We start from the raw sequence: 26,694 nt of genomic DNA, 5'->3' as shown, positions 1-26,694 counted from the left end.
CACGATGCTGGAAAAAGTCCTGATCGCCAACCGCGGGGAAATCGCCCTGCGCGTGGTGCGTGCCTGCAAGGAGCTGGGCATCAAGACGGTGGCGGTTCATTCCACCGCCGACCGCGAACTGATGCATCTGTCCCTCGCCGACGAATCGGTGTGCATCGGCCCGGCCCCCTCGCCCCTGTCCTACCTGAACATCCCGGCCATCATCAGTGCCGCGGAAGTCACCGGCGCCACCGCCATCCACCCCGGCTACGGCTTTCTCGCCGAGAACGCCGACTTCGCCGAGCAGGTGGAGCAGTCCGGATTCGCCTTCGTTGGCCCCACCGCCGACGTGATTCGCCTGATGGGCGACAAGGTGTCCGCCAAGAACGCCATGAAGCAGGCCGGCGTGCCCACCGTGCCGGGCTCCGACGGTGCCCTGCCGGATGACGAGGCCGAGTGCCTGCGCATCGGTCGCGAAGTCGGCTATCCGGTGATCATCAAGGCCGCCGGTGGCGGTGGTGGTCGCGGCATGCGCGTGGTCGAGGACGAGGCCGAGCTGATCAAGTCGATCAAGCTGACCCAGACCGAAGCCGGCGCCGCCTTTGGCAATTCCATGGTCTACATGGAGAAATTCCTCGGCAATCCGCGTCACGTGGAAGTCCAGGTGCTCTCCGATGGCCAGGGCAACGCCGTGCATCTCTACGACCGCGACTGCTCGCTGCAGCGCCGGCACCAGAAGGTCATCGAGGAGGCGCCTGCGCCCCAGATCGACGAGAAGGCCCGCGAAGAGGTCCTGGCGCGCTGCGTCAAGGCCTGCATCGACATCGGCTACCGGGGCGCCGGCACCTTCGAGTTCCTCTACGAAGACGGCCGTTTCTACTTCATCGAGATGAACACCCGCGTGCAGGTGGAGCATCCGGTGACCGAGATGATCACCGGGGTCGACATCGTCAAGGAGATGCTCAGCATCGCCGCTGGCAATCCGCTGTCGATCAAGCAGGAAGACATCAAGATCACCGGTCACGCCATCGAGTGCCGGATCAACGCCGAAGACGCCAAGACCTTCATGCCCTCCCCGGGCCTGGTCAAGCACTACCATGCACCGGGCGGCAACGGCGTGCGGGTGGATTCGCACCTGTACAGCGGCTACAAGGTTCCGCCGAACTACGATTCGCTGATCGCCAAGCTGATCACCTGGGGCAAGACCCGCGACGAGGCCATGGCCCGGATGCGCAACGCTCTGGACGAACTGATCGTCGACGGCATCAAGACCAACGCCGACCTGCACCGGATGCTGACCCGCGACCAGGCCTTCTGCCGGGGCGCGGTGAACATCCACTATCTGGAGAAGAAGCTCGGCATGCGCCACTAAGGACGTGACGGCTGCGCGTCGGCCAGGCTGCGTTGGAAATCGCCTGGATCGCCAGCCCGGCCTAGGCGGCCCCGTCGGAATGCCCATTTACCCTAGGGAGAATGGGCCTTCTCGGCGATTTCCGCCTTGCCTGACCTGGCTCGCTCGCCCCGTCGGCTTCTTACCTAGTAAACGGGCTGCCCTCGGGCAGCCCGTTTACATTTACCCTCCCCGCTTTGACCCGATTCAGGTAGCCCACCATGTCCTGGCTGCAAGTCCGCCTCGCCCTCACGCCCGCCCAGGCGGAAACCTACGAAGACCTCATGCTCGAACTGGGCGCCGTCTCGGTGACCTTCATGGACGCCGAGGACCAGCCGATCTTCGAGCCCGATCTCGGTACCACCCCGCTGTGGTCCCAGACCCACCTGCTGGCGCTGTTCGAAGGCGATACCGACGCCGCGGCCCTGGAACAGCGCGTGCAACTGCTGGCCAACGGCCTGACCTACGAGCTGGAACGCCTGGAAGACCAGGAGTGGGAACGCAGCTGGATGGACAACTTCCAGCCCATGCGCTTCGGCCAGCGACTGTGGATCGTCCCCAGCTGGCACGAGGCCCCGGAACCCGAGGCGGTCAATCTGCTGCTGGATCCGGGCCTGGCCTTTGGCACCGGCACCCATCCCACCACCTCGCTGTGCCTGCAATGGCTGGACGGCGAACCGGTCAGCGGCCGTCGGGTGCTGGATTTCGGCTGCGGCTCGGGCATCCTCGCCATCGCCGCCCTGCTGCTGGGCGCCGAGCGCGCCGTGGGCACTGACATCGACGTCCAGGCCCTCGAAGCCTCGCGCGACAACGCCAATCGCAACGGCATCGATCCGGCCCGCTTTCCGCTGTACCTGCCCGCCGATCTGCCAGGCGAGCAGGCCGACGTGGTGGTGGCCAACATCCTCGCCGGTCCGCTGGTCGGCCTGGCCGAGCAGATCACCCGCCTGACCCGCATCGGCGGTCGCCTGGCCCTTTCCGGCATCCTCGCCGAGCAGGCCGAGGACGTCCGCGCCGCCTACGCCGGCTGCTTCGACCTGGAACCCACCGCCACCCTCGACGGTTGGGTGCGCATCAGCGGGACCCGCCGCCGCTGATGCGCCATGGCACCACCGGTCCGCTCACCCGGCGGCCCGGTGGGGGCCCTTCTTTCGCCAGGGCCTTCGGGTACACTAGCGCGCTTCACTCCCTGGCTGTCGCCTCGCCATGACCGAATCCCTCGTCGCCCAGTGTCCGCATTGCCATACCCGCTTCCGTGTCACCCAGGAACACCTGGCCGCCGCGGACGGCGACGTACGCTGTGGCGTCTGCCTGGAAGTGTTCAACGCCAGCAACCAGGCCGCGCCCCTGACGGCACCGGAACCCGCGCCCCCCGTGGCCGCGCCGGCGCCCACGCCCAGCGAAGCGGCCTGGCCCCATGACGAACTGGACCTGAGCCACCTGGAGCTGGACGCCGAGGTCGCTCGCCTGGGCGCCCTGGAAGAACAGCGCCGCGCGCCGGTCGCTCCCATGGCGCCTGCCGCCGTGGCCGCACCGCCCGCCGGGACCACGCCCCGGGAAGAGCCGGCACCGGCCCTGGGGCTGGCTGCCCGCCGTCCCCAGGACGACGAAGAGGCCTACGAGCTGCCGTCGCTCGGCGCCGTATCCGCCGCGCGCGAACCCGAGCCGGAGTCGCTGCGACTGCAGGCCGAGCCCGAGGCGGAGCCTGAGTCCCTGTCCCTTACCGCCGCCGAGCCGGAACCGCAATTCGAACCCGAGCCGGCCTTCGCGCCGGAGCCCGAGCCCGAGCCTGCCATCAGCCCCTTGCCTGCCGTAGCGCCGGTGGCCCCGCTCGCGGCCGTGCGCGCCCCGCTGAAGCCCGCCCCGGCCACGCCGCCTGCGCCCCTCACCGCCGCGCCGGCCGAACGCCAGGAGCCCGCGCTCGGCCGGGTCGAAGCTGACGACGACGAACGCGCCGAACCCGGCCTGGGCCGCCTCGACGACTGGCAGGAGCCGGCTGCCGAATCCTTCAGTGCCGCTCGCGACAGCGACGACGAGCCGCCACCGGCCAAGGCCGCGAGCGGCCTGCGCAGCGAGCCGGAATGGCAGGACGATCCGCTGCTGGACCTGCACGACGAACCGCTGCAGCTGGACAGCCACCCACAGCGCCCGCGCTGGAGTCGCCGCCTGTTGTGGATCCTGCTCTGCCTGCTGGCGCTGCTCGGCCTGGCCGGCCAGTACGTCTATTACCACTTCGACGAACTGGCGCGGCAGGACAGCTATCGCCCGCTGTTCGTCCAGGCCTGCGCCAGCCTGGGCTGCAAGGTGCCGTCCAAGGTCGATGTGCAGCAGATCCGCAGCAGCAACCTGGTGGTGCGCAGCCATCCGCAATTTTCCGGAGCGCTGCGCGTCGATGCCATCCTCTACAACCGGGCACCCTTTTCGCAGCCCTTCCCGCTGCTGGAGTTGCGCTTCGCCGACCTCAATGGCCAACTGCTCGCCAGCCGCCGCTTCAAGCCGGGCGAATACCTGAATGGCGAACTGAAAGGCCAAGACGAGATGCCGCCGCAGACGCCGATTCACATCGCCCTGGACATTCTCGACCCCGGTCCGCGAGCCGTGAATTACAGCCTGAGCTTCTTCTCGCCGGAGTAGCGCCAGGGTGAATTGCTCATAAACTAGCCAACTCGCGCTTTATCCGGAGGCGGCGAGCGGGTATCATTCCCAACCCTTTTCAAGCACAGCAGCCCCTGTCCGCGGCCGGTTTCCGGCGCAGGCGGAACAGGCGCCTATTCGCCAGGGAAAAAGATATGTCGATGGTACGCATCGGCCCTTATACCTTGCCCAACCCGCTGATTCTCGCGCCCATGGCCGGGGTCACCGACCTGCCCTTCCGGCGCCTGTGCCTGGCACTCGGCGCCGGCATGGCCGTGTCGGAAATGGTGACCAGTGACGTGCGGCTCTACGACAGCCGCAAGTCGCGGCTGCGCCTGATCCACGCCAGCGAGCAGGAACCGCGTTCGGTGCAGATCGCCGGCGGCGATCCGGCGATGCTGGCCGAGGCGGCCCAGCGCAATGTCGAACTGGGTGCCCAGATCATCGACATCAACATGGGCTGCCCGGCGAAAAAGGTCTGCAACAAGGCCGCCGGCTCCGCGCTGATGAAGGACGAGACCCTGGTGGCCGAGATCCTCGCCGCCGTGGTGGCCGCCGTCGACGTCCCCGTGACCCTGAAGATCCGCACCGGCTGGAATCCCGACAATCGCAACGGCCTGCGCATCGCGCAGTTGGCCGAAGCCGCGGGCATCCAGGCCCTCGCCGTGCATGGCCGCACCCGGGACGACCGTTTCCTCGGCGCCGCCGAGTACGACACCATCGCCGCCATCAAGCAGGCGGTCGGTATCCCGGTGTTCGCCAACGGCGACATCGACAGCCCGGAAAAGGCCCGTTGGGTGCTCGAACACACCGGCTGCGACGGCCTGCTGATCGGCCGCGCCGCCCAGGGGCGGCCCTGGATCTTCCGCGAGATCGCCCACTACCTGGCGACCGGCGAGCACCTGGCGGCGCCCGATGATGCCGAGGTGGAGGCCATCCTGCTGGAGCATCTCGACGCCCTGCATGCCTTCTACGGCCCGGAAATGGGCGTGCGCATCGCCCGCAAGCACGTCGGCTGGTACCTGGCCGACCGGCCGGGCGCCGCGGAATCGCGCGCCCTGTTCAACCGACTGCAAGACACCCAAGCCCAGCACGCCAGCATTCGCGCGTTCTTCGCGCAGCCCCCGACCGGGAAGCAGGTGGCATGAATTCGATGACCGAGACTTTGACTGGAACAGCGCCTGTGAGTGACAACGGCGACCTCAAGCAGCACCTGACCGCTCCCCTGCAGGAGGGTCAGACGCTGCGCGACAGCGTGGAAAAGGCGCTGCGCAACTATTTCGCCCACCTCGATGGGCAGCCGGTGACCGACGTCTACAACATGGTGCTCTGCGAAGTGGAAGCACCCCTGCTCGAAAGCGTGATGAATTACGTCAAGGGCAACCAGACCAAGGCGTCGGAGATGCTCGGGCTCAATCGCGGCACCCTGCGCAAGAAGCTCAAGCAGTACGACCTGCTCTGATCCGCCTCATCGCCGGCGGCCCAGGGGGCTTGACCGGCGGTCTTTCTCCTCCTGATGGACATGACCATGACCGACCAGACCTCTCGCCTCCCCGTCCGCCGTGCGCTGATCAGCGTGTCCGACAAGACGGGCGTCGTCGACTTCGCCCGCGAACTCGCGGCCATCGGCGTGGAAATCCTGTCCACCGGCGGCACCTACAAGCTGCTGCGCGATGAAGGCATCCCGGCGTTGGAAGTCGCCGACTACACCGGCTTCCCGGAGATGATGGACGGGCGCGTCAAGACCCTGCACCCGAAGATCCACGGCGGCATCCTCGGTCGTCGCGGCGTCGATCACGAGGTGATGAGCGAACACGGCATCCGCCCGATCGATCTGGTCGCGGTCAACCTCTACCCCTTCGCCGCCACCGTGGCCAAGCCCGGCTGCAGCCTGGCCGATGCCATCGAGAACATCGACATCGGCGGCCCGACCATGGTCCGCAGCGCGGCGAAGAACCACAAGGACGTCGCCATCGTGGTCAATGCCAGCGACTACGAGGCCATCCTCGACGACCTCAAGGCCGGTGGCCTGACCTATGCCCAGCGCTTCGACCTGGCGCTCAAGGCCTTCGAACACACCGCGGCCTACGACGGCATGATCGCCAACTACCTGGGCAGCATCGACCAGCAGGCCGAGACCCTGACCACCGAAGGCCGCGCCGCCTTCCCGCGTACCTTCAGCGCCCAGTTCATCAAGGCGCAGGACATGAGATACGGCGAGAACCCGCACCAGCAGGCGGCCTTCTATGTCGAGCACGCCAGCGAAGCCTGCGTGGCCACCGCCACCCAGCTGCAGGGCAAGGAGCTGTCCTTCAACAACGTCGCCGACACCGATGCCGCCCTGGAAACCGTGAAGAGCTACGGGGAGCCGGCCTGCGTCATCGTCAAGCACGCCAACCCCTGCGGCGTGGCCGTCGCCGGCGACATCCGCCAGGCCTATGAACTGGCCTATGCCACCGACAGCGAATCGGCCTTCGGCGGCATCATCGCCTTCAACCGCGAACTGGACGCCGAGACCGCCCGCGCCATCGTCGAGCGCCAGTTCGTCGAGGTGATCATCGCCCCCCGCGTCAGCGCCGAGGCCCGCGAGGTCGTCGCCGCCAAGGCCAACGTCCGCCTGCTGGAGTGCGGCGAGTGGCCCGCCGAGCGCAAGCCCGGCCTGGACCTCAAGCGCGTCAACGGCGGCCTGCTGGTGCAGAGCCGTGACATCGCCATGATCACCGCCGACGATCTCAAGGTGGTGACCCGCCGCGCGCCCAGCGAGCAGGAACTGCAGGACCTGATCTTCGCCTGGAAGGTGGCCAAGTTCGTCAAGTCCAACGCCATCGTCTACGCCAAGGGCCAGCAGACCGTGGGCATCGGCGCTGGCCAGATGAGCCGTGTCAATTCGGCGCGCATCGCCGCCATCAAGGCCGAGCACGCCGGTCTGGCGGTGGCCGGTGCGGTCATGGCCTCGGACGCCTTCTTCCCCTTCCGCGACGGCATCGACAACGCCGCGGCCAACGGCATCACCGCGGTGATCCAGCCGGGCGGCTCCATGCGCGACGCCGAGGTGATCGCCGCCGCCGACGAAGCCGGCATCGCCATGGTCTTCACCGGCATGCGTCACTTCCGCCACTAAGGCCCGCCACGGCGAGGGCCGCAGCCTTCGCCGTCGACCCATTTGCGTGGCGGACGTGCTCAGCGCCCGCCCAGAGGAAAGCTTCATGAACGTACTCATCATCGGCAGCGGCGGTCGCGAACACGCCCTGGCCTGGAAGGTCGCCCAGGACACCCGGGTCACCAAGGTCTATGTCGCGCCCGGCAACGCCGGCACCGCCACCGAAGCCAAGTGCGAGAACGTCGCCCTCGACGTCCTGGCCCTGGAGCAACTGGCCGACTTCGCCGCCGCCAACGTCGAGCTGACCATCGTCGGTCCCGAGGCGCCGCTGGTGGCCGGAGTGGTCGACCTTTTCCGCAGCCGTGGCCTGCCCTGCTTCGGCCCCACCGCCGGCGCGGCGCAACTGGAAGGCTCCAAGGCCTTCACCAAGGATTTCCTCGCGCGCCACCAAATCCCCACCGCCGCCTACGCCAACTTCACCGAGGTGGAGCCGGCGCTGGCCTATCTGCGCGAGCAGGGTGCGCCCATCGTGATCAAGGCCGACGGCCTGGCCGCCGGCAAGGGCGTGATCGTCGCCATGACCCTGGCCGAAGCGGAGGACGCCGTGCGTGACATGCTCTCCGGCAATGCCTTCGGCGATGCCGGTGCGCGGGTGGTGATCGAGGAGTTCCTCGATGGCGAGGAAGCCAGCTTCATCGTCATGGTCGATGGCAAGAACGTGCTGCCGATGGCCACCAGCCAGGACCACAAGCGCGTTGGCGACGGCGACAGCGGTCCCAACACCGGCGGCATGGGCGCCTACTCCCCGGCGCCGGTGGTGACCGCGGCGGTCCATGACCGGGTCATGCGCGAGATCATCGAGCCCACCGTGGCCGGTATGGCCAGCGAAGGCAATGTCTATACCGGTTTCCTCTATGCCGGTCTGATGATCGACCAGAGTGGCGCGCCCAAGGTCATCGAATTCAACTGCCGGTTCGGCGATCCCGAGACCCAGCCGGTGATGCTGCGCCTGCAGTCCAGCCTGGTGCTGCTGGTGGAGGCCGCCCTGGCCGAGGCCCTCGACAAGATCGAGGCCTGCTGGGATCCACGTCCGAGCCTGGGCATCGTCCTGGCCGCCGGCGGCTATCCGGGCGACTACGCCAAGGGTGACGCCATCGCCGGTCTCGAGGCCGCCGCTGCCCTGCCGGGCAAGGTGTTCCACGCCGGCACCCGTCTGCACGACGGTCAGGTCGTCACGGCCGGCGGTCGGGTGCTGTGCGCCACGGCCCTGGGCGAAACGGTCTCCGCCGCCCAGCAGAACGCCGCTGCGCTGGCTCGGGAAATCTCCTGGCAGGGCTGCTTCTACCGCAGCGACATCGGCTACCGCGCCATCGCTCGCGAGCGACAGTGAAGCTCGCCTAAGGGATCAGCCTGTTACACTGTTACGTCAACAGACGTGACGGGCTGATCTATACTCGACGTCGGCATTTGCGAAGGGAACTCTCGTGCAACGGCTCTGGATCGCCATAGGCTTTGTGGTTAGCTGGCTGCTGTTGCTGCTGGTGGCCAACTCCGTGCAGGCCGAGAATTCGCCAGATGCGGTCTGGGCGCAGTATGAAGACGTCAGCGGCGAATTCTCGCTCGATGATGTCCGTGATCGGCTGTCCGCCTTCAAACCGCTGACCACCGCCAGGGCCCACCGCCCGGCCGGCTCCGGCGCGCTCTGGCTGCATACCCGCATCCAGCCCGACGCCCAGCAGCGGCTGCTGCGCATCATTTCGCCCAACGTCGGCTATCTGGATTTCTTCGCCTATCGCGACGACCAGTTACTCAGCGAGATCCGCGATGGCCTGTCGCGGCCGCTGCTCAATCCGCAGCAACTCAGTCGCGACTTCGTCTTTCCGATTCCGCAGAGCGACCAGCCGCTCGACCTCTTTCTGAGATTCGAATCGCCCCAGCCGATGCGGATCGCCCTGACCCTGAGCAGCAGTGCCGAAGCCGAGGTCACCCATCGCCTGGTGATGTTCGGCGTGCTGCTCGGCTGCCTGGCCATGCTGGCGCTGTACAACGGCGCCCAGCTGCTCTACCACCGCAGCCGCGCCACCAGTGCCCTGACCCTGCTGCTGGTGATGCTGGTCTGCGTGGCCCTGAACATCTTCGGACTGAGCAAGTTCTTCCTGGGCACCTTCAAGGGCCAGACGCCGCTGCTGACCGATCTGTCGGTGCTGGCCTGCAGCGCCGCCGGGCTGAATCTCGTGGGCGCCTTCTTCGGCTGGCGACGGCTGCCGCTGTGGGTCCGCCGCACGCTGCGGAGCCTGCTGGCCCTGGTCGGCCTGGCCGCCGTGGTGCGTATCGCCGCCGGCGAATTCTATGTCGGCGACTGGCTGATGGCGGTCAATGGCCTGGCGCTGTGTGCCTGCCTGATCATCGCGCTGGAGCGCTGGCACCAGGGCGCCCGCTATGGGCGGCTGCTGATGATGAGCTGCGCCCTGCTGGCCCTGGCCGGGCTGATCGCGCTGCCGATCCTGGCCGGCTACGCCAATCCACCGGTATGGATGGGCCGCGGCCTGATCGCCAGCTGCATGCTCAGCGGCATCCTGCTGACCCTGGCCCTGGAGGAGCGGCGTCGCTATCTGCGCGAGGAACATTTCACCCGCACCCGCGACAGAGCCACGGACCATGCGGAGCTCAAGGGCAAGGCCGAATTTCTCTCGCGCATCAGTCACGAGATCCGCACGCCCATGAACGGCGTGCTGGGCATGACCGAATTGCTGCAGGGCACGGCGCTGTCGGCCAAGCAGCGCGACTATGTGCAGACCATCCACAGCGCCGGCGCCGAGCTCCTCAATCTGATCAACGAGATCATCGACATCACCCGCCTGGAAAGCGGTCAGATCGAACTCGAGGAGGTCACCTTCGACCTCAATGCCCTGCTCGACGACTGCCTGGACATCTTCCGGCCGCGGGCCGAAGAGCACCGGGTCGAATTGCTCAGCTTCATCCAGCCCCAGGTGCCGCGCCGTTTCATCGGCGACCCGACCCGCTTGCGCCAGATCCTGCTCAACCTGCTGGAAAACGCCTTCCAGCGCACCGAGGAAGGCGAGATCCTGCTGGTGATCTCCCTGGAAGAGGCCACCGGCCAACCGCCGCGCCTGCGCATCTCGGTGCAGGACAGCGGCACCCCGCTGGACGCAGCGCTGAGTCGCCAGCTGCTGTCCACCCACCTCGACCGCCGCGACTTCCTCGCCAGCGACACCGACAGCCTGGATTTCGGCCTGATCATCGCCCGCCAGCTGGTGCTGCTGATGCAGGGCGACTTCGGCATCCAGAACAACGCCGAGGGCGGCTCCAGCTTCTGGATCAGCCTGCCCATCCCGGCTCAGGCGCTGGTCCTGTCGCGCGGCGACAGCGACTATCCGCTGCAGGACGTACGGGTGCTGGTGGTCGATGACAACGAACTCTGTCGCAAGGTCCTGCAGCAGCAGTGCAGCGCCTGGGGCATGCAGGCGGTGACCGCCGCCTCCGGGCGCGAGGCCCTGGCCCTGCTGCGCACCCAGTCGCACCTGCGGGAGTACTTCGATGTGGTGCTGCTCGATCAGCAGATGCCAGGCATGACCGGCATGCAGCTCGCCGCGCGCATCAACGAAGACGAGAATCTCAACCACGACCTGCTGCTGATCATGCTCACCGGGCTGAGCAATGCGCCGAGCAAGGTCATCGCCCGCAACGCCGGCATCAAGCGGGTGCTGGCCAAGCCGGTGGCCGGCTATACCCTCAGAGCCACCCTGGCCGACGAACTGTCGCGCCGCGGCCAGCGGGTCAGCGAACCCGAGCCCCAGGAACAGCCCAGCGGCATTCCCAGCGATTTCCGCGTGCTGGTGGCCGAGGACAACAGCATCTCGGTCAAGGTGATCCGCGGCATGCTGAAGAAGCTCGGCGTCGAACCCGATACCGTGAGCAACGGCCTGGAGGCCTTCGAAAAGCTCCAGCAGAACACCTATGACCTCATCCTGATGGATTGCGAGATGCCCCTGCTGGACGGCTTCGGCGCCACCCGCCGGCTACGCGCCTGGGAACAGCAGAATCATCGCTCGCGCACCCCGGTGGTGGCCCTGACCGCGCATATCCTCGCCGAGCACAAGGATCGCGCCCAGGAGGCCGGCATGGACGGCCACATGGGCAAGCCGATCGAACTCTCGCAACTGCGCGAGCTGCTGCTCTACTGGGCCGAGCGGCGGCGCCTGGACGTGACCCGCGCCGGCCTCAAGGCGACTCCTTGAACCTGTCCTCGACATAGGTGATCCGGGTCTTGCCATGGGGCACCGGATTGCCTTCCTCGTCGAGATTGACGAAGACGATCTTGTCGATGGTGAGGATGCTCTTGCGGGTGATCTTGTTGCGTACCTCGCATCTCAGGGTGATGGAGGTACGCCCGAACTCGGTGGCGGTGATGCCCAGCTCGATGATGTCGCCCTGACGCGAGGCGCTGATGAAATTGATCTCCGAGATGTACTTGGTCACCACCTTGGGATTTTCCAGCTGCACGATGGCGTAGATCGCCGCCTCCTCGTCGATCCACTTCAGCAGACTGCCGCCGAACAGGGTGCCATTGGCGTTGAGGTCTTCGGGCTTCACCCACTTGCGGGTATGGAAGTTCATCAGGGCTCCTTGAATTTTCAGGGGGGTTGGGGCATCAGATCAGGGTGCGCGCGGTAGATTCCGGTCGACATGAGGCAGAGCGCCACCCTTTGGGTTTATCGCGATCCTCGTTATACTGCCCGCGCATCGCGGCCACCAGGCCGCCCCGCCTTCCGTTCGAGGGGCGCTGCAGCACGCTGCGTTATCCCATCCTAGCCGACCCGCCGCTGGCGCGGGCATCACGGCCGGCATGACGTCAGACGTTGTCAGGCTCGAACGGAGCGTTATCAGAACGCATCAACGGCGCCCATTCGCACCTAACGAATGGAGACTCTTCAATGAGCGCTGTCCTCACGCCTGCCGCTTTCAACGATTTCAAGGTCGCCGACATCTCCCTGGCCGACTGGGGTCGTCGCGAAGTCATCATCGCCGAATCGGAAATGCCCGCCCTCATGGCGCTGCGTGGCAAGTACGCCGGCGAGCAACCCCTGGCCGGTGCCAAGATCCTCGGCTGCATCCACATGACCATCCAGACCGCCGTGCTCATCGAGACCCTGGTGGCCCTGGGCGCCGAAGTGCGCTGGTCCAGCTGCAACATCTTCTCCACCCAGGACCAGGCCGCGGCCGCCATCGCCGCCGCCGGCATCCCGGTATTCGCCTGGAAGGGCGAGACCGAAGCCGAATACGAGTGGTGCATCGAGCAGACCATCCTCAAGGACGGTCAGCCCTGGGACGCCAACATGGTGCTGGACGACGGCGGTGACCTGACCCAGATCCTGCACGACAAGTATCCGCAGGTGCTGGAGCGCGTGCACGGCATCACCGAAGAGACCACCACCGGCGTGCACCGCCTGCTGGACATGCTCAAGGACGGCACCCTCAAGGTCCCGGCGATCAACGTCAACGATTCGGTCACCAAGAGCAAGAACGACAACAAGTACGGTTGCCGCCACAGCCTCAACGACGCCATCAAGCGCGCCACCGACCACCTGCTGTCCGGCAAGCAGGCGCTGGTGATCGGCTACGGCGACGTGGGCAAGGGCTCGGCCGCCTCGCTGCGTCAGGAAGGCATGATCGTCAAGGTCTCGGAAGTCGACCCGATCTGCGCCATGCAGGCCTGCATGGACGGCTACGAGCTGGTCTCGCCCTATGTCGACGGCCTGAACGACGGCACCGAAGCCTCCGTGGATCGCGCCCTGCTGGGCAAGATCGACCTGATCGTCACCACCACCGGCAACGTCAACGTCTGTGACGCCAACATGCTCAAGGCGCTGAAGAAGCGCGCCCTGGTGTGCAACATCGGTCACTTCGACAACGAGATCGACACCGCCTTCATGCGCCAGCACTGGGGCTGGGAAGAGGTGAAGCCGCAGGTGCACAAGATCCACCGCACCGGCCTGACCGTCGACTCGGCCAACGACGACTACCTGATCCTGCTGGCCGAAGGCCGTCTGGTGAACCTGGGCAACGCCACCGGCCACCCCAGCCGCATCATGGACGGCTCCTTCGCCAACCAGGTGCTGGCGCAGATCCACCTGTACCAGGAGAAGTTCGCCGACCTGCCGGTCGCCGAGAAGACCGCCAACGTCACCGTCATGGTCCTGCCCAAGAAGCTGGACGAAGAAGTGGCGCTGGAAATGGTGAAGGGCTTCGGTGGCGTGGTGACCCGCCTGACCGAAGCTCAGGCCAAATACATCGGCGTGACCCAGGAAGGCCCCTTCAAGCCCGACAGCTACCGCTACTGATGGCCAGGCCACTCGCTCCCCGGAGCGGGTGGCCGCCCACGAGAGAGACGACGTGAAACCCAGTCTGAGTTTCGAATTCTTTCCCTGCAAGACCGAAGCGGGCCACGAGAAGCTGATCGCCACGGCGCGGCAACTGGCGAGTCACGGGCCGGAATTCTTTTCCTGCACCTATGGCGCCGGTGGCTCCACCCGCGACGGCACCTATCGCACCGTGCGCCAGCTCAACGACGAGGTCGGGGTACCGACCGCACCGCACCTGTCGTGCGTCGGAGACAGCAAGGCCAAGCTGCGCGAGTTGCTGCAGCAGTACCGGGAAGCCGGCATCAACCGCATCGTTGCCCTGCGTGGCGACCTGCCGTCCGGCATGGGCCTGTCCGGCGGCGGCGAATTGCGCCATGCCAGCGATCTGGTCGCCTTCATCCGCGCGGAAACCGGCGATCACTTCCATATCGAAGTCGCCGCCTATCCGGAAACCCATCCGCAGGCGCGCAGCTTTACGGACGACGTGCGCAATTTCGTGTACAAGATGGAGGCCGGTGCTGACCGCGCGGTCACCCAGTACTTCTTCAACGCCGATTGCTACTTCCATTTTGTGGAACGTGTCCGCAAACTGGGAGTCGAAGCCCCGGTGATCCCTGGCATCATGCCGATCACCAACTACAGCAAGTTGGCGCGCTTCTCCGATGCCTGTGGTGCTGAACTGCCACGCTGGCTGCGGAAGCAACTGGAAGCCTACGGTGACGACACCCAGAGCATCCAGGCCTTTGGCGAAGAAGTCATGACCGACCTCTGCGAGCGACTGCTCGAGGGTGGGGCACCCGGTGTGCACTTCTATACCCTGAACCAAGCGGAGCCGTGTATCGCCATCTGGCGAAACCTCGGTTTTTGAAGTCGGCCAGGCGAACTGGCGGCGACTTTACCCAATCGTGATTACCGCTATCGGTCATCGTCCGACTCGTCATCCAGCGCAGGATGACGAGGGTGGGCGAGACGTCCCAAGTCTTTCGGACGTCAACCGGCAGCGCAACCGCGCCCCCACGTCGGCGGGACGCCGACAGAGACAGGAACCCCGCATGTCCTTCATTTCCCTCGGTCTCTCCGAGGCCCTTGCCCGCGCTGTCGAAGACGCTGGCTACACGAATCCCACGCCTGTTCAGCAACGTGCCATTCCGGCCGTCCTGCAGGGTCGCGATCTGATGGTGGCTGCCCAGACCGGCACCGGCAAGACCGGCGGCTTCGCGCTGCCGGTGCTCGAGCGCCTGTTTCCCAACGGTCATCCCGATGGTCACCACTATGTGGCCAAGCAGCCCCGCGTGCTGGTGCTGACGCCGACCCGTGAACTGGCGGCCCAGGTCCACGACAGCTTCAAGGTGTACGCCCGCGACCTGCCCATGCGCAGCGCCTGCGTCTTCGGTGGTGTCGGCCTCAAGCCGCAGGTCACCGCCCTGGCCAAGGGTGTCGACGTGCTCGTCGCCTGCCCGGGTCGTCTGCTGGACCTCGCCGGTCAGCAGAGCGTCGATCTGTCCGCCGTCGAGGTCCTGGTGCTGGACGAAGCCGACCGCATGCTGGACATGGGCTTCATCCATGACGTGAAGAAGGTCCTGGCCCGTCTGCCGGCCCGCCGACAGAACCTGCTGTTCTCGGCCACCTTCTCCAAGGACATCACCGACCTCGCCGGCAAGCTGCTGCAGGATCCCGAGCGGATCGAGGTCACCCCGCCGAACACCACCGTCGAGCGCATCGAACAGCGGCTGTTCCGCATCCCCGCCAATCAGAAGCGCGCCCTGCTCGCCCACCTGATCACCCTGGGTGCCTGGGAACAGGTGCTGGTGTTTACCCGGACCAAGCACGGCGCCAACCGCCTGGCCGAGTACCTGAACAAGCACGGCCTGCCGTCGGCGCCAATCCATGGCAACAAGAGCCAGAACGCCCGTACCAAGGCCCTGGCCGACTTCAAGAGCAACGAGGTTCGCGTTCTCGTCGCCACCGACATCGCCGCCCGCGGCCTGGACATCGACCAGCTGCCCCACGTGGTCAACTTCGAGCTGCCCAATGTCGAGGAAGACTATGTCCACCGTATCGGCCGTACCGGTCGGGCCGGTCGCAGCGGCGAAGCCATTTCGCTGGTCTCCCCGGACGAAGAGAAGCTGCTCAAGGCCATCGAGCGTCTGACCAAGCAGAGCATCCAGGACGGCGACATGCAGGGCTTCGACCCGCAGTCCGTGCCGCCCGAGCAGCCGGAAGTCCGGGCACCCCGCGAACCGCGTGGCAAGCCGCAGCAGAATCGCCAGAAGAAAGCCGACAAGCCAGCGCGCAGCGAAGGCAAAGGTCAGGCTCAGGCTCAGGCTCAGAACCCGAGCAAGGCCGCCGGTGGCGAACAGTCCGGCGCCCAGCCCCAGGGCGAGCGCAAGGGTCGTTCCCGCAATCGTCGCGACCGCCGCGATCGCGATGACACCAGCCAGGACAAGGCCACCGCGCAACCCGGCCAGGCCGTTGCCCAGCAGCCGCGCAATCGCGATCCGGAAGAATTCCTGGATGACGCCTACGACAACTTCGGCAACAGCGTCGACTACGTGAGCCCCTACCAGGGCAAGGGTCGCAAGGGTCCGCGCAGTGGCAACGGCGGCAGCGCGCCGCGCGCTGCGGCGACCGGCAGCCAGGGCCAGCCCCGCCAGGGTCAAGGCCAGGCTCCGAGCCAGGGTGCTGCCCGCGGTCCGCGTAGCCAGCAGCAACAGCAGCCCGGCAAGCGGCGTGGTCAGAACGGCCAGCCCCGTGCCGCCCGGCCCTATGAGGCCGCGCCCAGCGAGCCGCGCGCCTATGCCACCGAAGAGCGGGCGTCGAACAAGCCGCAGCCGAAGATCGTGCACAAGCCGTCGCGTGCCGATCGCCTGCCGACCCTGGAGCAACTGGAAGAGATGCCAAGCCGGCCGCGCAGCGAGAAGCCCGCGCTGCTGACCCGCAACCGCGAAGGCTGATGGCCGACGGGCCGCTCAGGCGGCCCGTTCACCAGGCAAAAAGAAACCCCGCCATGGCGGGGTTTCTTTTTTATGCGGCCAATCAGGCGTGGGCGGCGCGCAGGGCGTCGATATAGGGCTCGGCCTGGCGATGGCTACGGATCAGCTCGATGAAGTCTTCACCCTGGTCGTTACGGGCATCCAGGTCGTAGCCGGCCTCCACGAAGAAGCCGACGAAGCGCTCGAAGTCATCCGGGCGCAGGCCGCGATAGGCCTTGACCAGCTTGTGCAGAGACGCGGGAGTATCGTCCGCCGGCTCGACCGCGAGAAACAGCTTGATCTGCTCGTCGCTGATCTCTTCACCGATGACCTGCTTTTTATCCTTGCGCATCCTTTGGCTACCTGTGCTGGGGGATTCTTTGGAGAAAAGGAGGACCGATTCTAACCCCGCCCCTCGCCTGCCCGCCAGTGACAAAACTGCGGCAATACCGCGACCCCGGTCGAAAGTTCAATCGAAATGAGCGCGCATCCAGCTGCGATAGCGCTCTGCATCGGGTGCGCCTTCCAGCGGTGCCCAGGCCGCGCGTTCCCCCTCGCCCAGGGGTACGAAGGGCCCGGCCTTGCATTCGAAGAACAGGCAGTCGCCCTCCAGGGCAACCAGCGCATGGTAGTGCCCGGGAGCGAGATCGACGCCCGGGCAACCGGCGCGCTGGGACAGTTCGCGGCACAGCAGCACCCGTCCGTCTTCGCCGAAGGTCAGTAGCCCGAGCCGGCCCTGCAGCACCAGCAGGCTCTCGGCCTTGTGCGGATCCAGGTGGCGATGGGGCGGTATGTAACTGTCTTCGCACATCCCCACCACCAGGCGATGGCAGGGCTCGTCCATGAGATGCAGGTTGTGATGGGCGCGCCGTCGCGGGCTGGCCGCCGCCTGCCGGAGCAGGTCGGCGAACAGCGCCTGATCGAACAGCCGCGCGGTCACAGCCCTTTCACGGCATAGATGCCGGGCGCGTTGCGCCAGTAGCCCTTGTAGTCCATGCCGTAGCCGAAGATGTAGCGATCGATGCAGGGCAGGCCGACGTAGGTGGCTTCCAGGCCCTTGACCTTGCGGTCGTGGGTCTTGTCGATCAGCACCGCGGTGTGGACTTCGCGGGCGCCGGCATGGCGGCAGAAGTCGATGATGGCCTTGAGGGTGTGGCCCTCGTCGAAGATGTCGTCGACGATCAGCACATCGCGATCAATGAAGGACACCTCGGGCTTGGCCTTCCAGAACAGCTCGCCGCCGGTGGTCTCGTTGCGATAGCGGGTGGCGTGCAGGTAGGACATTTCCAGCGGGAAATGCAGCCGGGTGGCCAGCTTGCCGGTCAGGATCAGACCGCCGTTCATCACGCAGAAGACCACCGGATTGCGCTCGGCGAGATCGGCGGTGATGGACGCGGCGATCCGGTCGATGGCCGCTTCGACCTGGGCTTCGTCATACAGGCAATCGGCTTCCTGCATGATCTGGCGGATGTGGGCGAGATCGGCGGACATGGGGCTTCTCCGGGGGACGGGGCGCCTGCCTGATGGTTGGCGCGGATAAAAGGCGGCAAAGGTACAGACACCGCGAACCGATCTCAAGCGCCGCCAGGCGGCTACTATTGTCGCAGGGTACTGCCCACCTCGGGTCGGATGCTTTAATGTACCGCGGTTTTTTTGTGCGCCTGCCCTTCCTGCGGCAGGCCTTCGGGCCGCCGGTCGTACCGAAAACGTCCTCGATCCGCTGCCCTACCGTCTCTGGAGAATCCCATGCCCGTCCACGAAATCCGCCACCCGCTCATCCGTCACAAGCTCGGCCTGATGCGGCGCGCCGACATCAGCACCAAGAACTTTCGCGAATTGGCCCAGGAAGTCGGCGCCCTGCTGACCTACGAGGCGACGAAGGACCTGCCGGTGGAAGAGGTGGACATCGAAGGCTGGTGCGGCACCGTCAAGGTGGAAAAGATTTCCGGCAAGAAGGTCACCGTGGTGCCCATCCTGCGCGCCGGCATCGGCATGCTCGACGGCGTGCTCAGCCTGATCCCCAGCGCCCGGGTCAGCGTGGTGGGCCTTGCCCGCAACGAATCCACCCTGCAGGCCCACACCTACCTGGAAAAGCTGGTGGGTGAACTGGACCAGCGGATGGCCATGATCATCGACCCCATGCTGGCCACCGGCGGCTCCATGATCGCCACCATCGACCTGCTGAAGAAGGCCGGGGCCAAGGAAATCCGTGCCCTGGTGCTGGTGGCGGCGCCCGAGGGCATCGCCGCGGTCGAGGAAGCCCATCCGGACGTGCGCCTCTACACCGCCTCCATCGACGAACGGCTCAACGAGCACGGCTACATCCTGCCGGGGCTGGGCGATGCCGGTGACAAGATCTTCGGCACCAAGCAGAAGGACGCCTGAGCGTGACCGCGCGGGAACCGCTCTGGCGGGAGATCCTGGTCGGCGCCCAGATGCTCTTCGTGGCCTTTGGCGCCCTGGTGCTGATGCCGCTGATCACCGGCATGGACCCCAATGTGGCCCTCTTCACCGCAGGCTTCGGCACCCTGCTGTTCCATCTCGTCACCGGCCGCCAGGTGCCGGTGTTCCTGGCGTCGAGCTTTGCCTTCATCGCCCCGATCATCGCCGCCAAGGCTGAATTCGGTCTGCCGGCGGTACTGGGCGGGGTGGTGGCGGCCGGCTTCGTCTACACCTTCCTGGGGCTGGCGGTGAAGGTGCGCGGCGTGGGCTTCATCGACCGCCTGCTGCCGCCGGTGGTGATCGCCCCGGTGATCATCTCCATCGGCCTGGGGCTGTCGCCGGTGGCGGCCAACATGGCCATGGGCAAGGCCGGGGACGGCAGCGCCCAGCTGGTGCCCTATGCCACGGCGATGATGATCTCCATGCCGGCACTGGTCACCACCCTGCTGGTGGCCATCTACGGCAAGGGCATGTTCCGCCTGGTGCCCATCCTCGCCGGGGTCTTCGTCGGCTACGCGCTGGCCTTCGTCTTCGGCATCGTCCATACCGAGGGCATGGCCGCCGCCCCCTGGCTGGCGATCCCGGCCTTCGTCGCGCCGGAATTCCACTGGGGCGCCATCCTGTTCATGGTGCCGGTGGCCCTGGCGCCGGCCATCGAGCACGTCGGCGGGGTGATCGCGGTGGGCGGCGTGACCGGCCAGAACTACCTCAAGCAGCCCGGGCTGCACCGCACCCTGCTGGGTGACGGCCTGGCCACCTCTTCCGCCGGGCTGTTCGGCGGGCCGCCGAACACCACCTATGCCGAGGTGACCGGCGCGGTGATGCTGACCAAGAACCACAATCCGCGAGTCATGCTGTGGGCCGCCGGCTTCGCCATGGTGCTGGCCTTCGTCGGCAAGTTCGGCGCGGCGCTGCAGACCATCCCGGTGCCGGTCATGGGCGGCATTCTCTGCCTGCTGTTCGGCTCCATCGCGGTGGTGGGGCTGAACATCCTGATCCGCCACCAGGTGGATCTGTCCGAGGCACGCAACCTGGTGATCGTCTCGGTGACCCTGGTGTTCGGCATCGGTGGCATCGTCTTCGGCAACGGCGAGATCGGCCTCAAGGGCATCTCCCTCTGCGGCCTGATCGCCATCGGCCTCAACCTGGTCCTGCCTGGGCACAACGCCTGGAAGAAGGACGCCGAACCGCCAGAGCGCCCGCTGCTCTGACGGCCAGCCCAGGATGCCGTTACGCCGGCATCCTGGGTTGTTCGATCGGCTGCGGCGGCAGCTCCGCCACTTCCTCGCACAACTCCACCAGCGCCCGGGCCCAGGCCGGGTCGTCGTTGACGCAGGGAATCAGCACCAGCTCCCGGCCACCGGCTTCGATGAACTGCTCGCGCCCGCGATCGCCGATCTCTTCCAGCGTCTCGATGCAGTCGGCGACGAACGCCGGGCACATCACCAGCAGGCGCCTGACCCCCGCCTTGGCCAGCGCGTCCAGCCGCGCCTCGGTGTAGGGTTCGATCCACTTGTCCTTGCCCAGCCGCGACTGGAAGGACACCGACCACTTGCCATCGGGAATGCCCAGGCGCCGGGCCACCAGTTCGGCGGTGCGCTGGCACTGGCTGCGGTAGCAGACGGCCAGGGCCTTGGCGGTGACCTTGCTGCTGTCGGGGGCGCGCAGGTCGTGCTTGCGATCCTTGACCAGCTTGCGGATATGCCGCTCGGGCAGGCCGTGGAAGGACAGCAGCAGGTGGTCGTAGGGCTCTTCGAGATAGGGCTCGACGCTGGCCGCCAGCGCCGCCTGGTATTCCGGACGGTCGTAGAACGGCGGCAGGATCTTCAGCGTCAGCGGCAGCTGGTGGGCCTCGATCACCCGCCGCGCCTCGACGATGGCGGTGGTGGTGGTGCTGTCGGCGAATTGCGGATAGAGCGGCGCATAGGTCACCTCGCGGATGCCCTGGCTGGCCAGGCGCTTGAGCACCGTTTCCACCGAGGGTTCGCCGTATCTCATGCACAACTCCACCGGACCGTGCCGCCAGAGTGGCCGTACGGCTTCCTGCAGCCGGCGGCTGAGCACGATCAATGGCGAGCCGTCGTCCCACCAGATCGACTCATAGGCCTCGGCCGAGGCGGCGGGTCGCTTGATCAGCACCAGGGATACCAGCAGACGGCGCAGCGGCCAGGGCAGATCGACCACATAGGGGTCCATCAGAAACTGGTTCAGATAGCGCTTCACGTCGGGGACATGGGGCGAATCGGGCGAACCCAGGTTGGCGAGCAGCAGAGCGTTGGTAGTCATCGTGAATCCTTGGCAGCGAGCAGGTCGGCCAGGGCCGCATCCAGCTCGGGATAGCGAAAGACATACCCGGCCGCGAGCAGGCGCTCGGGTCGGGCGCGCTGGCCACCCAGCAGGAGGATGGACAGCTCTCCCATCAGGCGCAGGGCGAAGGCGGGAATCAGCAATCGCGCCGGGCGCCGCAAGGCCCGTCCCAGCGCCTCGGTGAATTCCCGGTTGCGGACCGGCTGGGGGGCACAGAGATTATAGGGACCCTGGGCATCGCTTCGGTTGAGAAGAAAATCGATGGCCCCGATTTGATCCTGCAAATGAATCCAGGGCATCCACTGGCGTCCATTGCCCAGGCGCGCGCCCAGCCCGAAACGGAAGGGCGGCAGCAGGCGCAGCAGGAAGCCGTCGTCGGCGGCCAGCACCAGGCCGGTGCGCAGGTTGACCACCCGGATGCCCAGCTTCTCGGCTTCGTTGGCGACCTGCTCCCAGGCCAGGCACAACTCGCCGGCGAAGTCGGGACCGGCCAGGCTGTCCGCCTCGCTCACCGGCTTCTCGCCGCTGTCGCCATAGAAGCCGATGGCCGAGCCGGACAGCAGGACCGCGGGTTTCTGCGGGCGGCCCTGCAGCCATTCGATCAGGCGCTCGGTGGTGCCGATGCGGCTCTGCCAGAGTTCGGCCTTGCGACCTTGGGTCCAGGGCTTGTCGGCGATGGGGGCGCCCGCCAGGTTGACCACGGCATCCAGGTGTTCGTCGCCCAGCGCCTCCAGTTGGGCGATGCCGCGCACGCCGGGTCCGCATTCGCGCGCCACCCGCCCCGGGTCGCGACTGAGCACGGTGAGTTGGTGCCCGGCGGCCGCCCATTGGCGGCACAGCGCACGGCCGATCAATCCGGTGCCACCGGTCAGCAGGATATGCATGTCGTCACTTCCTTCTCGTATTGCCCTGCCGCCCGTATGCATCTGAACGAAGGGAAGAGGATTGTTTGGTATGGTCGTGGGTCGAAAGATCCAGAACGGTTGCCAGTCGTAGCCGTAGAGCCCTTGCGCGCGCAAACGTTCGACAAGGGCGAATCGTCAGACAAGCGAGGTCCATCATGACTGCCCCCATCGCCATCGTTGGCGCAGGAATAGCCGGACTTGCCGCGGCCCAGACGCTGATTCGCGCCGGGCAGCAGGTCCAGATCTTCGACAAGAGCCGCGGCAGCGGCGGCCGCATGGCCAGCAAGCGCAGCGAAGCCGGTGCCCTCGATCTGGGCGCCCAGTATTTCACCGCCCGCGACCGGCGCTTCATCGACGCCCTCAACGAGTGGCGTCGGGCCGGCTGTGCAGCGGAATGGAATCCGGCACTCTACCAGTATCGCGACGGTCGCCTGAGTCCGTCCCAGGACGAGCAGCCGCGCTGGGTCGGGGTACCGCGCATGAGCGCCATCACCCGCCACCTGCTGGCCGATCTGCCGGTCACCTTCGACTGCCGCATCACCGAGGTCTTTCGCGGAGCCCAGCACTGGCACCTGCTGGATGCCGGCGGCGAGACCCACGGGCCCTTCGCCCAAGTCATCATCGCCATGCCGGCGCCCCAGGCCACGGCGCTGCTGTCCAGCGTGCCCAAGTTGGCGGCCACCGTGGCTGGCGTCAGCATGGAACCGACCTGGTCGGTGGCCCTGGCCTTTCCCACGCCCCTGCAGACCCCGGTGGAAGGCTGTTTCGTGCAGGGCAGCGAACTGGACTGGCTGGCGCGCAATCGCTGCAAGCCCGAGCGCGACACCACCCTGGACACCTGGGTCCTGCATGCCACCAGCGCCTGGACCAAGGCGCACCTCGACGCCTCCAAGGACGAGGTGATCGAACGCCTGCACGGCGCCTTCGCCGAGCTGATCGGCTGCCCGTTGCCGGCACCGACCTTCAGCCTGGCCCATCGCTGGCTCTATGCCCGTCCCGCGCAACCCCACCAGTGGGGCGCCCTGGGCGATCCCGACATGGGCGTCTTCGTCTGTGGCGACTGGTGCTCCAGCGGTCGGGTGGAAGGTGCCTGGTTGAGTGGTCATGAGGCCGCGCAGCAGCTCCTCGGCAGTCTGGATTAATCGACGAAGCGCACGCCGTCTGTAACCTGCGGCGAATCTTTTACCGCAGCCCCCTGTCGAAAGTTGCACCAAACTTGTACAAGTAGGAAAGCCTTGTACAAGAAAATACACGACAGGGGATCTCCATGGTTGCCAACGCCTCCTCCAGCCTGCCCCGCCCGCGCCTGGGCATCAGCGCCTGCCTGCTGGGTGACGAAGTCCGCTACAACGGCGGACACAAGGAATCCCGGCTCTGCAGCCAGACCTTCGCCGAGCACTTCGACTTCGTCAGGGTCTGCCCGGAAATGGCCATCGGCCTCGGCACGCCCCGCGAACCCATCCGCCTGGTGGGCGACTCCCAGGCGCCACGCGCGGTGGGCACCGTCGACCCCAGCCTGGATGTGACCGCCGCCCTGACCGGTTACGGGGAAAGGATGGCGGGCGAGCTGACCGACCTGTCCGGCTTCATCCTCATGCAGAAATCGCCCTCCTGCGGCATGGAGCGCGTCAAGGTCTACCACGCCAACGGTCAGGGCAGTGAAACCGATGGCCGCGGGCTGTTCGCCGCCGCCATCATGCGTCTACAACCGGACCTGCCAGTGGAAGAAGCCGGCCGGCTGAACGATGCGGTGCTGCGGGAAAACTTCGTCACCCGCGTCTTCGCCCATGCCCATTGGCAGCAACTGCTGCAACAGGGTCTGACGGCGCGGGCGCTGCTGTCCTATCATTCGCGTTACAAGTACCAGCTCATGGCCCACGATGCCCATCGCGCGCGGACTCTTGGCCAACTGGTCGGCAGCATCGGCCAGCGCAATCTGGACGAGCTGGGTCAGGAGTACTTCAGCGGCCTGATGGCTGCCTTGAAGAAGTGCGCCACCCGCGGTACTCATTGCAATGTGCTCTATCATCTCTTCGGCTATCTGCGGCGGGTCCTGAGCGACAGCGAGAAGCAGGAAATGCAGCTGCTGATCGAGCAGTACCACGAGGGCATCGTCCCTCTGGTCGTGCCTCTGACGCTGCTCAAGCACCACTTCCGCCAGCATCCGGATCGTTATGTGAACGAGCAGGCCTATCTGCAACCCCACCCCGAACGTCTGAGTCTACGAAATGCCATCTAGCGTCACGCCCTTGCCTTCGCCGTCGAACGGCGAAGACCAGGACTACCAGTCCGCTCTTCACGAAGGCTGGCTGCCTATCCGGGAAATCGCCCGCCGCACTGGCGTGAACGCCGTGACGCTGAGGGCCTGGGAGCGGCGCTATGGCCTGCTGGTTCCCAAACGCACGCCCAAGGGCCATCGGCTGTACAGCGAGGCCCATGTGGTCCGCGTGCAGCAGATCCTCGCCTGGATCGCCCGTGGCGTGGCGGTCAGCCAGGTCAAGGGGCTGCTCGACGAACAGCGACCCACGGTGATCCCCGGCGACACGCCCTGGCAGGCCATCCATCAGGAGATGATGGACGCCATCGGCCGACTGGCTTCGCGTGCGCTGGACGAGGCCTACAACCGCGCCGCCTCGCTCTATCCACCGCGGGTGCTGTTGGACCAGTTGCTGTGGCCGCTGCTGCGGGAGCTGGAGCGCCTGAGTCAGGCGACCGACGACGGTCGCCTGACTCAGGTGTTCTTCCAGTCCTGGCTGCGCAGCAAGCTGGGTGCGCGGATCTATCACAGCCAGCACAGTCTGCGGGGCGCGCCCCTGGTGCTGCTGAATCTCGACGACACCCCGATGAACACCTCGCTGTGGCTTTGCGCCTGGTTGATCAGCGCCGCGGAGTGTCCGGTAGAACTGGTGGAGTGGTCGGTCCCCGCAGGTAACCTGGATCGCCTGGTCGAGCAGCTCGAACCCCGGGCACTGATCCTTTGCCGTGACAGCCGTCCCGACAGCGAGCTGCGGCGCCAGCTGCAGACCTTCGCCAATCGCCATACCCGCCCGTGCCTGACGCTTGGTGCGCTGGGTGAATCCCTTACCGCCGATGCCGCACCCGCGCGCAGTCCCGGCGAAGCCTTCGATCGCCTGCAGAGTGCCGGGCTGCTGCATCAGGAACGCCATGCATGAATCAGCTCGTCTGGTTTCGAACTGACCTGCGCACCCTCGATCATCCCGCTCTCCACGCCGCCGCCGAACAGGGCCCGGTGGCAGCCGTCTTTCTGCTGAGTCCTGCCCAATGGCAAGAGCACGACGAGGCGGCGATCAAGGTCGACTTCTGGCTGCGCAACCTCGCCGAACTGGGCAAGACGCTCAAGTCGCTCGGTATTCCCTTGCTGGTCCGCAGCGCCGAGCGCTGGGAGCAGGCCCCCCAGGTGCTGCTCGACCTGGCCCGGGAGCTGGGCGCCGAACACCTGCATTTCAATGACGAATACGGGATCAACGAAGCCGCCCGTGACGACGCCGTGGTCACGGCCTTCGACGACGCGGGCCTGGCAACCCATCGCTATCTGGACCAGACGCTGTTCGCGCCGGGTACGGTGCTGACCAAGAGCGGTGGCTACTTCAAGGTTTTCGGCCAGTTCAGGAAGACCTGCCTGGCGCGTCTGGAAACCGGTCTGCCGACGCCCTTGCCCGCCCCGGGCAAGCAGCGCAAGAGCCCGGTGCCGGCGGATGAGCCGCCCAGTTCGGTCGAGGGTTTCGCGGCGCCCGCCGCCGACCTGCAAGGGCTATGGCCGGCAGGGGAAGAGGAAGCACTGCAGCGTCTGGAAGCCTTCATCCGGGATGATCTCGAAGACTATCAGCGGGCGCGGGACATTCCCTCCGAACCCGGTACCAGCCAGTTGTCGGCCTATCTCAATGCCGGGGTGCTGACGCCTCGCCAGTGCCTGCAGGGGGCGGTCCGCGCCAACGACGGCCTGCTCAGCGGCGGCAAGCAGGGCGCGGCCACCTGGATCACCGAGTTGCTCTGGCGCGAATTCTATCGGCACGTGCTGGTGGGCTATCCCCGGGTTTCCCGGCACCAGCCATTCAACCAGGAGCTGACCGGCCTGCCCTGGCGCGATGACCCCGAAGGCCTCGCAGCCTGGCAACAGGGGCGCACCGGGATTCCCATCATCGACGCCGCCATGCGCCAGCTCCTGCAGACCGGCTGGATGCACAATCGCATGCGCATGCTGACGGCCATGTTCCTGTGCAAGAACCTGCTGATCGACTGGCGCGAGGGCGAACGCTGGTTCATGCAGCATCTCATCGATGGCGACCTGGCCTCCAACAACGGCGGCTGGCAGTGGAGCGCATCCACCGGCACGGATTCGGTGCCCTATTTCCGGGTATTCAACCCTCACACCCAGGCCTTGAAGATCGATGCGCGCGGCGATTACGTGCGTACCTGGGTGCCGGAATTGGCCGACCTCAAGGGCAAGGCCGTGCACACCCCCGGGGACCACTACCTGACGCCCCTGGTGGACCTGGGCGAAAGTCGCCCGCGCGCGCGGGGGGCCCACCCCCGCCCGGCGCGCCACAACGGCCCAAAAAAA

23 protein-coding genes and 1 riboswitch are annotated in these 26,694 nt (G+C 66.5%); of the genes, 17 read left to right on the top strand and 6 right to left on the bottom strand.

All coding sequences use genetic code 11. The features are described from left to right. Positions 1 to 4 precede the first annotated feature (4 nt). The 8 genes from accC (at position 5) to QMX82_RS15930 (ending at position 11,362) form a co-directional block, all read left to right on the top strand. A complete protein-coding gene (gene accC, locus QMX82_RS15965) occupies positions 5 to 1,351 on the top strand; it encodes an acetyl-CoA carboxylase biotin carboxylase subunit (protein WP_282285287.1) in 1,347 nt (448 codons plus the stop codon). A 239-nt stretch (positions 1,352 to 1,590) separates the two neighbouring features. Next, positions 1,591 to 2,466, top strand: a complete 876-nt coding sequence (gene prmA, locus QMX82_RS15960; RefSeq protein WP_282285285.1) for a 50S ribosomal protein L11 methyltransferase — start codon at positions 1,591 to 1,593, stop codon at positions 2,464 to 2,466. A gap of 109 nt (positions 2,467 to 2,575) precedes the next feature. Beyond that, complete coding sequence (locus QMX82_RS15955; protein WP_282285283.1) at positions 2,576 to 4,003, top strand: DUF3426 domain-containing protein; 1,428 nt, start codon at positions 2,576 to 2,578, stop codon at positions 4,001 to 4,003. Between the two features lie 155 nt (positions 4,004 to 4,158). Further along, positions 4,159 to 5,151: a tRNA dihydrouridine synthase DusB gene (gene dusB / locus QMX82_RS15950; protein ID WP_208693813.1), complete on the top strand. Its 993-nt coding sequence runs from the start codon at positions 4,159 to 4,161 to the stop codon at positions 5,149 to 5,151. Beyond that, positions 5,148 to 5,465, top strand: a complete 318-nt coding sequence (gene fis, locus QMX82_RS15945; RefSeq protein WP_026083845.1) for a DNA-binding transcriptional regulator Fis — start codon at positions 5,148 to 5,150, stop codon at positions 5,463 to 5,465. Before dusB ends, fis begins: the two co-directional genes overlap by 4 nt. A gap of 66 nt (positions 5,466 to 5,531) precedes the next feature. Next, positions 5,532 to 7,124: a bifunctional phosphoribosylaminoimidazolecarboxamide formyltransferase/IMP cyclohydrolase gene (gene purH / locus QMX82_RS15940; protein WP_282285276.1), complete on the top strand. Its 1,593-nt coding sequence runs from the start codon at positions 5,532 to 5,534 to the stop codon at positions 7,122 to 7,124. Between the two features lie 85 nt (positions 7,125 to 7,209). Beyond that, on the top strand, positions 7,210 to 8,493 hold the full coding sequence (gene purD, locus QMX82_RS15935; RefSeq protein ID WP_282285274.1) for a phosphoribosylamine--glycine ligase: 1,284 nt from the start codon (positions 7,210 to 7,212) through the stop codon (positions 8,491 to 8,493). A 94-nt stretch (positions 8,494 to 8,587) separates the two neighbouring features. Beyond that, positions 8,588 to 11,362 carry a response regulator gene (locus QMX82_RS15930; protein ID WP_282285272.1) on the top strand — a complete coding sequence of 925 codons (2,775 nt, stop codon included), beginning with the start codon at positions 8,588 to 8,590 and terminating at the stop codon, positions 11,360 to 11,362. Here QMX82_RS15930 and QMX82_RS15925 read toward each other — a convergent pair. Continuing rightward, a complete protein-coding gene (locus QMX82_RS15925; protein ID WP_064309293.1) occupies positions 11,346 to 11,741 on the bottom strand; it encodes an acyl-CoA thioesterase in 396 nt (131 codons plus the stop codon). The two genes, QMX82_RS15930 and QMX82_RS15925, sit on opposite strands and share 17 nt — an antisense overlap. Before the next feature lie 152 nt (positions 11,742 to 11,893). Next, positions 11,894 to 12,036, top strand: a riboswitch (S-adenosyl-L-homocysteine riboswitch). Positions 12,037 to 12,058: 22 nt separating this feature from the next. On the opposite strand from QMX82_RS15925, the gene ahcY reads away from it, so the two are divergent. From ahcY to QMX82_RS15910, 3 genes are all read left to right on the top strand, one after another. Further along, a complete protein-coding gene (gene ahcY, locus QMX82_RS15920; protein ID WP_208693809.1) occupies positions 12,059 to 13,465 on the top strand; it encodes an adenosylhomocysteinase in 1,407 nt (468 codons plus the stop codon). 52 nt (positions 13,466 to 13,517) lie between these two features. After that, positions 13,518 to 14,354 (top strand): methylenetetrahydrofolate reductase [NAD(P)H], encoded by an 837-nt coding sequence (gene metF / locus QMX82_RS15915; protein WP_282285267.1) that lies wholly within the window; start codon positions 13,518 to 13,520, stop codon positions 14,352 to 14,354. 184 nt (positions 14,355 to 14,538) lie between these two features. Further along, positions 14,539 to 16,440, top strand: coding sequence for a DEAD/DEAH box helicase (locus QMX82_RS15910; RefSeq protein ID WP_282285266.1), 1,902 nt, complete (start codon positions 14,539 to 14,541; stop codon positions 16,438 to 16,440). An 82-nt stretch (positions 16,441 to 16,522) separates the two neighbouring features. Here the strand turns inward: QMX82_RS15910 and QMX82_RS15905 are convergent, their stop codons facing one another. From QMX82_RS15905 to QMX82_RS15895, 3 genes are all read right to left on the bottom strand, one after another. Then, entirely contained in the window at positions 16,523 to 16,810 is a 288-nt protein-coding gene (locus QMX82_RS15905; protein WP_007161573.1) for a PA4642 family protein, read from the bottom strand. Between the two features lie 117 nt (positions 16,811 to 16,927). Then, complete coding sequence (locus tag QMX82_RS15900; RefSeq protein ID WP_282285262.1) at positions 16,928 to 17,398, bottom strand: WbuC family cupin fold metalloprotein; 471 nt, start codon at positions 17,396 to 17,398, stop codon at positions 16,928 to 16,930. Beyond that, a complete protein-coding gene (locus QMX82_RS15895) occupies positions 17,395 to 17,949 on the bottom strand; it encodes a hypoxanthine-guanine phosphoribosyltransferase (RefSeq protein ID WP_133861537.1) in 555 nt (184 codons plus the stop codon). Before QMX82_RS15895 ends, QMX82_RS15900 begins: the two co-directional genes overlap by 4 nt. A gap of 255 nt (positions 17,950 to 18,204) precedes the next feature. On the opposite strand from QMX82_RS15895, the gene upp reads away from it, so the two are divergent. Together upp and QMX82_RS15885 are read left to right on the top strand one after the other, a co-directional pair. Further along, the gene (upp, locus tag QMX82_RS15890) at positions 18,205 to 18,843 is read left to right on the top strand and encodes a uracil phosphoribosyltransferase (RefSeq protein WP_017641072.1); all 639 of its coding nucleotides are present in this window, start codon (positions 18,205 to 18,207) and stop codon (positions 18,841 to 18,843) included. Positions 18,844 to 18,845: 2 nt separating this feature from the next. Further along, a complete protein-coding gene (locus QMX82_RS15885; protein WP_133861538.1) occupies positions 18,846 to 20,111 on the top strand; it encodes a uracil-xanthine permease family protein in 1,266 nt (421 codons plus the stop codon). A 19-nt stretch (positions 20,112 to 20,130) separates the two neighbouring features. Here QMX82_RS15885 and QMX82_RS15880 read toward each other — a convergent pair whose 3' ends face one another. Beyond that, entirely contained in the window at positions 20,131 to 21,186 is a 1,056-nt protein-coding gene (locus QMX82_RS15880; RefSeq protein WP_282285257.1) for a ferrochelatase, read from the bottom strand. Further along, the gene (locus tag QMX82_RS15875; RefSeq protein ID WP_280308589.1) at positions 21,183 to 22,091 is read right to left on the bottom strand and encodes a TIGR01777 family oxidoreductase; all 909 of its coding nucleotides are present in this window, start codon (positions 22,089 to 22,091) and stop codon (positions 21,183 to 21,185) included. Before QMX82_RS15875 ends, QMX82_RS15880 begins: the two co-directional genes overlap by 4 nt. 65 nt (positions 22,092 to 22,156) lie before the next feature. Between QMX82_RS15875 and QMX82_RS15870 the strand changes: the two genes are divergently transcribed. From QMX82_RS15870 to QMX82_RS15855, 4 genes are all read left to right on the top strand, one after another. Beyond that, the gene (locus QMX82_RS15870) at positions 22,157 to 23,254 is read left to right on the top strand and encodes an NAD(P)/FAD-dependent oxidoreductase (RefSeq protein WP_208693802.1); all 1,098 of its coding nucleotides are present in this window, start codon (positions 22,157 to 22,159) and stop codon (positions 23,252 to 23,254) included. Between the two features lie 125 nt (positions 23,255 to 23,379). Continuing rightward, positions 23,380 to 24,351 (top strand): YbgA family protein, encoded by a 972-nt coding sequence (locus QMX82_RS15865; RefSeq protein ID WP_282285248.1) that lies wholly within the window; start codon positions 23,380 to 23,382, stop codon positions 24,349 to 24,351. After that, the gene (locus tag QMX82_RS15860; protein WP_282285246.1) at positions 24,341 to 25,285 is read left to right on the top strand and encodes a MerR family transcriptional regulator; all 945 of its coding nucleotides are present in this window, start codon (positions 24,341 to 24,343) and stop codon (positions 25,283 to 25,285) included. The genes QMX82_RS15865 and QMX82_RS15860 overlap by 11 nt, the downstream gene beginning before the upstream one ends. After that, a partial coding sequence (locus QMX82_RS15855) for a cryptochrome/photolyase family protein (protein WP_282285245.1) occupies positions 25,282 to 26,694 on the top strand: 1,413 nt, incomplete at its 3' end. The genes QMX82_RS15860 and QMX82_RS15855, both read left to right, overlap by 4 nt.

Origin of the sequence: Pseudomonas sp. PS02302, from assembly GCF_029959585.1 — a bacterium.
In the GTDB taxonomy this organism is placed as follows: Bacteria; Pseudomonadota; Gammaproteobacteria; order Pseudomonadales; family Pseudomonadaceae; genus Chryseomonas; species Chryseomonas aestiva.
Note: the sequence above shows the minus strand (reverse complement) of the source record. Positions and strands in the feature narration are given on the sequence as shown.